The sequence below is a fragment of the Streptomyces sp. GbtcB7 genome, from assembly GCF_019091445.1.
GTDB lineage: Bacteria > Actinomycetota > Actinomycetes > Streptomycetales > Streptomycetaceae > Streptomyces > Streptomyces mirabilis.
Window position 1 is genome coordinate 20,717 of record NZ_JAGXJM010000070.1, and the last position, 6,571, is coordinate 27,287.

General features: G+C 67.6%; 6 protein-coding genes and 1 pseudogene. 3 read left to right on the plus strand and 4 right to left on the minus strand.

The genetic code is table 11. The annotated features are described in order from the left end of the window. Nucleotides 1-21 precede the first annotated feature (21 nt). Nucleotides 22-645 (plus strand): NADPH-dependent F420 reductase, encoded by a 624-nt coding sequence (locus tag KVT44_RS53140; RefSeq protein ID WP_217576105.1) that lies wholly within the window; start codon nucleotides 22-24, stop codon nucleotides 643-645. A gap of 486 nt (nucleotides 646-1,131) precedes the next feature. Here KVT44_RS53140 and KVT44_RS53145 read toward each other — a convergent pair whose 3' ends face one another. Together KVT44_RS53145 and KVT44_RS53150 are read right to left on the minus strand one after the other, a co-directional pair. After that, nucleotides 1,132-1,371 (minus strand): hypothetical protein, encoded by a 240-nt coding sequence (locus KVT44_RS53145; RefSeq protein WP_217576107.1) that lies wholly within the window; start codon nucleotides 1,369-1,371, stop codon nucleotides 1,132-1,134. Between the two features lie 309 nt (nucleotides 1,372-1,680). Then, nucleotides 1,681-2,598, minus strand: a complete 918-nt coding sequence (locus KVT44_RS53150) for a hypothetical protein (RefSeq protein ID WP_217576109.1) — start codon at nucleotides 2,596-2,598, stop codon at nucleotides 1,681-1,683. A gap of 170 nt (nucleotides 2,599-2,768) precedes the next feature. Here KVT44_RS53150 and KVT44_RS53155 point away from each other — a divergent pair, with 170 nt between their 5' ends. Further along, entirely contained in the window at nucleotides 2,769-3,590 is an 822-nt protein-coding gene (locus KVT44_RS53155) for a MerR family transcriptional regulator (RefSeq protein ID WP_217576111.1), read from the plus strand. 73 nt (nucleotides 3,591-3,663) lie between these two features. Here KVT44_RS53155 and KVT44_RS53160 read toward each other — a convergent pair. Continuing rightward, nucleotides 3,664-4,490 (minus strand): IS5 family transposase gene (locus KVT44_RS53160; protein WP_217576113.1). Its coding sequence is split into 2 segments (ribosomal slippage): nucleotides 3,664-4,140 and nucleotides 4,143-4,490, totalling 825 coding nucleotides; the frame shifts between segments, so codons are not numbered across the junction. Between the two features lie 1,335 nt (nucleotides 4,491-5,825). Between KVT44_RS53160 and KVT44_RS53165 the strand changes: the two genes are divergently transcribed. Beyond that, entirely contained in the window at nucleotides 5,826-6,161 is a 336-nt protein-coding gene (locus KVT44_RS53165; protein WP_067385931.1) for a MerR family transcriptional regulator, read from the plus strand. 155 nt (nucleotides 6,162-6,316) lie between these two features. Here the strand turns inward: KVT44_RS53165 and KVT44_RS53170 are convergent. Then, nucleotides 6,317-6,478: pseudogene (locus KVT44_RS53170) on the minus strand (DUF2267 domain-containing protein); the annotation flags it as partial. Nucleotides 6,479-6,571: the final 93 nt, after the last annotated feature.

Sequence of the window (6,571 nt, forward strand, 5' to 3'; positions counted from 1 at the left end):
ACAACCAGGGCAGGACATCTCATGAGCAACATCAGCATCATCGGCACCGGGAACATGGCCCGCACCATCGGCGCGCGGGCGATAGCGGGCGGCAACACCGTCGAGGTCATGGGCCGCGATCAGTCCAAGGCGCGAGACCTGGCCAAGGCTCTCGGCGGGGGCGCCACGACGGGAGAATGGGGCACCGCCCCGGCCGGGGACATCGTCATCGTGGCCCTGCTGTACGACGGCGTCGTGCCGGTCGTCGCCCAGTACGGAGACGCTCTCGCGGGCAAGGGCATCGTCGACATCAGCAATCCCTTCAACTCCACGTTCGACGGGCTAGCCCACCGCGAGGAGACCTCGATCGCGCAGGAAGTCGCCAAGGCCGCCCCGGCAAGCGCCAGCGTGGTGAAGGCGTTCAACACCATCTTCCGCCATGTCCTGGAGAAGGGTCGGCCCGACGTCTTCATCGCTGGCGATAGTGCGCAGGCCAAGGCAAGTGTGGAGGCGTTCATCGAGACCCTCGGGCTGCGCCCGCTGGACGTCGGCGGCCTGAAAATGGCGCACTGGCTGGAAGGAGCGGGCGTGGTTACGGTGGGCCTCGCCAACCACGGGGTGGGTAACTTGGACTTCGCCCTCAGCATCACCGAACTTCCCGTCTGAGTTAACGGTTGACGGATCACCGAAAGGACTCGCCAAGTGAGGCCGTGGCGAGTCGGCGGGGTAGCCGTCCTGCACGTCCTTCTCGAAGGTGAAGATCACTCCGTCAGGTCGATGACCGCTCCGTCCAGCCGTGCTTCGGCCGCCTCCAGCCCCCGGGCCGCCGGGCAGCCGTCGGTGAACTCGGCGGGCAGCCTGGTCACGCGCGTTTGGGTCTGGCTGTTCGTCAAGGCCGTAGCCCGGTGGCGTGCGCCAGCTGGACGACCAACTGCGAGCACCGATAGTTCTCCGGGCGGATCACGCGCCGCATGGCTGTGCCCTTGGGATTGATGTAGATCAGCTCACGCGTCCCGATCCGGGACACCTGCCTGCCCCGCTCACGCGGCTTCGCCGCCTACCGGGACCTGCGTTCTCCTCGTCTGGGCATCAGACCGCCTGCCGTTCTGCCAGACGGCTCGCGTTGTCGGCGTAGGTCTTGTTCTGGTCGTTTCACTCCGCAATCGCCCTCGCAACCAGCAGGTTCGTCCGCCGGATGTAGCGCAGAGACCGCATCGTGGAGCTGGCGTGTCCGAGCAGCCGCTGAACGATCAGCAGATCGTCGAGGTTGGCGTGTTCGGCCGGCAAAGCATCCTGTCCGCCCTCGGCGATCTTCTCGGCGAGGGCGGACAGGATCATCTTGGTCAGGATTTCCAGCACGATCACGGCGTTCGCCGCCTTCTCTGGCAGCATCTCGACCGCGCACCGCCGGGCATCGAACCCGCCCTCACTGCCGTGGCGAAAGGAGTGCCGTAGGCCGTTCCATCGCTGGCACCACTCTGAGGCGGTAGGGATCCCGGTCGAGTCGACGAATGGAAGTGTGTCCTGGACGGCAGTCGTCAGCCGCAGGTCCGTCCTCCTGGTAGCGTCTTCAGCCGAGCGGCAACACGCGTCAACTGTCTGCAGAACTGATGTTTCCCGTGATGGCGTCCGCACGAGGCGTGGCACTCCCAACTGGCCCCCGGCGGTCGGCCGGTGTAGCGCAGGATCTCGGGTGCCGGGCTACCGGAGACAGCCAGGGCAGCGTTGTACCCGGCGACCTCGCAGCCCTTTGCCGTCAGGAATTGAAGGTCCAGCCGCCCGGACGCCGGTCCGCAAGCGTCGAACCAGATCCGGCATCCGCCGCCTCCGTATGGGCAGCCGCAGGTGCGCATGTCCTCTTCCAACGCGATACCGCAGTGGGTGCGTCAGCTGCTCGATGAACGCGTCGTGCGGGATCCCATGGGATTCGGCGAAGGTGAGGCGGAATCCGAACGTCGTTGTGTGCTTGGTGAATGCCGCCAAGTCCAGCCAGGTCGTACCCGAGCGGAAGATGTGAATACGCCGCAGGAGTGCGCTACCGAGCGATGCCGCCCTGCGCCATCCGTCTGCGAACCATCCGTGCGCATCGATGAAGGCCAACTCGGCCGGGGTGAGCACCGGATGGCGGGAGGGCGCGGTCTCCTTCCACTTCGCCGCCATCCGGGCACGCACCGACTCCGCCTCACGCCAAGAGCGCTCCGGGATACCCTCCAAGCGCACCGAGGCACTCGTGCCGAGCGGTCCGACATCGATTCGGCCGTGCTTGGCGTCGAGGATCCGAGGCCCCTTGACGCCTTTTAGGTCGTGTTCACCGCCCGTCGGGAACAGGCCCCAGGAGATGAGGTCGGTCAGGCCGTCGGCATCCGCGTCTTCGGCGAAGCGGATGACCGGGCGAACGGCATAGGGAACGACCCGCTCAATACGAAGCGGTCGCGTGGTGTAGGTCGTGGGATGCTCCAGCAGGGCGCGGAGCAGCTCACTCTCCAAGAACGCCTGGTCGCCGCCGGCGGAGGGAATCAGGGGGCTGCCCGAGGGCAGGTCGCGGATACGGGCCCGTGCACCTGCCGAGGTCTCCCCGGTGTAGCGGCGGCAGACTGCGACGGCGTCGTTCAGATGCATAGCAACTCCTTCAGCGCTGTGCCGGATTCAGAGGATGTCTCATGTGGTGACTCTTCCTGACGGGCACATCACATGACCGGTGCCTGAGTTACCGTCGGCGTGGATGCTGCGTGCCGGGCGAGGTGCTTGTTGACCCTCACACCGTGTCAGGCGTTGAACTCGGAGACATCATGTTCACCATCGGAGACTTCGCCCGACACGGCCGCGTTTCGGTCCGGATGTTGCGCCACTACGACGCAACCGGACTGCTGCGCCCGGCCTACATCGATCCCGCCACCGGCTACCGCTCCTACGCGGCCGTCCAGCTCACCCGCCTCAACCGCGTCATCGCGCTCAAGGATCTCGGCCTCACCCTCCAGCAGGTCCGGCAGATCCTGGACGAGGAGGTCAGCACTGAGGAACTGCGCGCCATGCTGCGGCTGCGGCGGGCCGAGCTGGAGGCCGGCATGGCGGCGGCCGCCGCGCGGCTCGTCCAGGTCGAGGCGAGGCTCCGGTCGATCGAGAGCGAGGGGCACATGCCCACGAACGACATCGTCATCAAGAGCCTTCCGGCGATCCGGGTGGCGGAACTGACCGCAACCGCCGCGAGCTTTGAACCCGAGGACATCGGCCCGGTCATCGGGCCGCTCTACGAGGAGTTGTTCCGGAGCCTGGAGGTGGCGGGCGTCACGCCTGTGGGCCCCGGGGTCGCTTACTACGAGGACGCTCCGGAGGGAGGCGGCCGGATCAGCGTCCATGCCGCGGTTGAGGTCGCGGCCCCCCTCCAGGACGGTGCCTTCCAGGTGCTCGACCTGCCGCCCGTCGACCAGGCGGCGACGATCGTGCACCACGGCTCGATGGACACGGTGCTGCCCACGGGCCAGGCCCTGGCCCGCTGGATCGACGGCAACGGCTACCAGTCGACCGGGTATCCGCGGGAGATCAACCTGGAGTGTCCGCCGAACCGCGACGAGTGGGTGACCGAACTGCAGACGCCGGTGGCCAAGCCCTGACCCACGGACATCGGTCCCGAACAGCGCCCTCATGATCTGAGCGTCATGGTCGGGCAGCTGGTGGCTGCAGTGGTCAATGGCTGCCCGATCGCAGTTTCGCGAGCTTTTTGTAGCAGGTCAGTGCGGCGGCGAGGCCGAGTAATGCGAGGAAGTGGCTGCCCATGCGCTCGTATCGGATGGTGAGCCGGCGGTAGCCGAAGAGCCAGGCGATCGACCGCTCGATCTTCCAGCGGTGCCGGCCCAGCCGCTCGCCCGACTCGATCCCTGGGCGCGCGATGCGTGGGATGAGTCCTCGTGAGCGGAGCCAGCCGAGGTGCTCCTTGGAGAAGTACGCTTTGTCCGCGCGGACCTTGACCGGGCGCCGTCGTCGCGGCCCGCGCCGGGAGCGTACGGCGGGGATGCCCAGGAGCAGCGGCTTGAAGGCCCGGCTGTCGTGTACGTTCGTGCCGGACACCGCGACGGCCAGTGGGATGCCCTGAGCCTCAGACAGGACGTGCAGCTTGCTGCCCTTCTTGCCGCGATCGACCGGGTTTGGCCCGGTCAGTGACCCCCCCTTTTCGCGCGGACGGATGCCGCGTCGATGATCGCCGAGGCCCAGTCCAGCCCGGCCCTGGCTCCGAGTTCGTCCAGGACCGCCCGGTGCAGTCGGCGCCACAGCCCGGCCTCGGTCCACGCCGTGAACCGGCGATGCGCGGTGGCGGGCGAGGTGCCGAACGTCGGCGGCAGGTACCGCCAGGCGCACCCGCTGGTCAGCACGTACACCACCGCCGTGAACACGGCTCGCTCGTCGCACGGAGCCGTCCCACCACCTTGTGGGCGAGGCGTGAACGGTGGCAACAACGGCGCCACCAGTAACCAGAGTTCGTCAGGAACCAGCCGCTGCGACAGATCGGCGACCACGGCCGCTCATGATGCCGCACCCCCAACTACCACGTGAGACAACGTCTTAGCTCAGAGGCTTGGCGCTTGATGCCCTTCCGTGCGGGGTATCGCGGGCGCGTGCGGGCATGGGGAGGTGCTGTGTCGACGGGACCCCGGTTGGAGATTCTTCTGCGAGGCGTGGTGCGGAGGGTGCTGGTGAGACGCGCGCCGCAGCCGTGATGGATCCCGCGTCGCGTGCTGACCGTGGTGTCGGCCGATGTCGATGCCGCTACCGGGGCCGGGACGATCTGGATCGTGTGGCGTCCGAAGCCGACGCAGGCGCGTGAGCGCGTTGCGCTCGTGGAGTGGTTCGACGAGCAGTGGCGGTACGCGGGTGGCGGCAGTGGCCCTCAAGACGATCCCCCTCGACGACGATCTGCTCGACGTTTGCAGCGGCGGGGCGCCCTCAGCCTCACCTGCAGCATCGACCTTCCACGCGCCATCACTGCGGCCCCGTGGACAGAGCGGGCGGTCGCGTCGGGTCTCACCGCTGCCCGTGCCGAGCCCCACTGCCAGCTCACCAGGAACAGGAAGCCCCACCTGCACGGCGGGGTGCACGCACATCCAGGCCGAGGCCGCGATGCTCGGCGATCAGACGTGACCTGTGCCGTTTCGGCCCTCGTGGCACGATGTGGTTCGCCTCTATGCAGGCCCCGCCGTCTCAGGCCGGCCTCGGAGCAAGCTACGGCCGCCACTCGTGTCCTGGTGTATCGGTTGTCCTGCTTTGCAGTGCCAGGCGGTATGCCCCCTGCTCCCCGCTCCCACGCATCCTGGTACAGCTTTTCGACATGCCTGGACGACAGAACACCGCCATTGATGCGTGCAGAAAATCTGTCATGGCAAGAGTAGACATTCAGGATCGCGGGGGTTAATGTCTTGCCCGTAGCCAGGAAGTCAGGAAGGCGCGGCAGACACGAAACTGCCGCGCACCAGCAGGTATTGGCACGGCAGTAGAGCGGCGGGGCCGGAGCAGTCTCGGGGTCCTCTCGCTGACTGCCGGGCTGGGCGGCTCATAGGGGCCGCCGGCAGTACGCAGGTGCAACGAGATGGATCAGGAAGAGGAGAAGGAGGCTGACGCCATCAGGATCGCCCGGGCAGGGACGTAGTCGGCCCGGGTACCGCAGGCCCCGGAACGGAAGGTGGTCCCACGGTCACGCATACGCGATCCCCGCACGCATCCCCCTCTCCCGGGAGAGCGGGCGGAAACAGAAGGTCGGCACCGCAGTAGGCCGACAGATGGTGTTCAAATCCCTCGGGGCCCCGGGGCCGTACGGCACCAGGGCCCCCCGATGCGTTCCCACGACAGAGGTGCGAATGACCGCAGAAAACTCTCTGAGTCGTCTCGATGACGACGACTACCCCGCCTACACCATGGGTCGGGCCGCCGAAATGCTCGGCACCACACCCGCATTCCTGAGGGCGATCGGTGAAGCCCGCCTGATCACGCCCCTGCGCTCGGAGGGCGGCCACCGGCGCTACTCCCGCTACCAGTTGAAGATCGCCGCTCGCGCCCGCGAACTCGTCGACCAGGGCACTCCGGTCGAGGCTGCCTGCCGCATTGTCATCCTCGAAGACCAGCTCGAAGAGGCCCGGCGCATCAACGAAGAACACCGGGCCGGTGTCGAACCGCGCCGCACGGCGGACGCCTGACCCGCAGGCCATGGCAGCTGGCGGCAGGTTTTCCCCATGACTTCACACGGCTGTTGGCGCCCGCACTGGGCTCCGGCGACGTCGCCGGAGCCCTTCCGCCGTAAGCCACGTCCTCAGCCACGGCTGCTGTCCTCGCTTGTTCCCACCCGGAACGGTCAGGCGGCCTGGGTGAGTTCGGCGCGGCCGAACAGGAGCGCGTATCCGGATGGGAGCTGGGCGAGGATGCGGTCCAGGAGACCGGGGCCGGCCAGGCGGCCGAGGACGGCGAGGACGGCTCCGGTGTCCCAGCGCGCGACCGCGGGGGTGGCACCCGTGCGGGTGGGCCGGATCGGACTTACTGGCCCTAACAAAGCCGCTGTACGTGTCGGTGGGTGATCAGGCAGACGGCGAGACCGAGGAAAGCTTCGTGG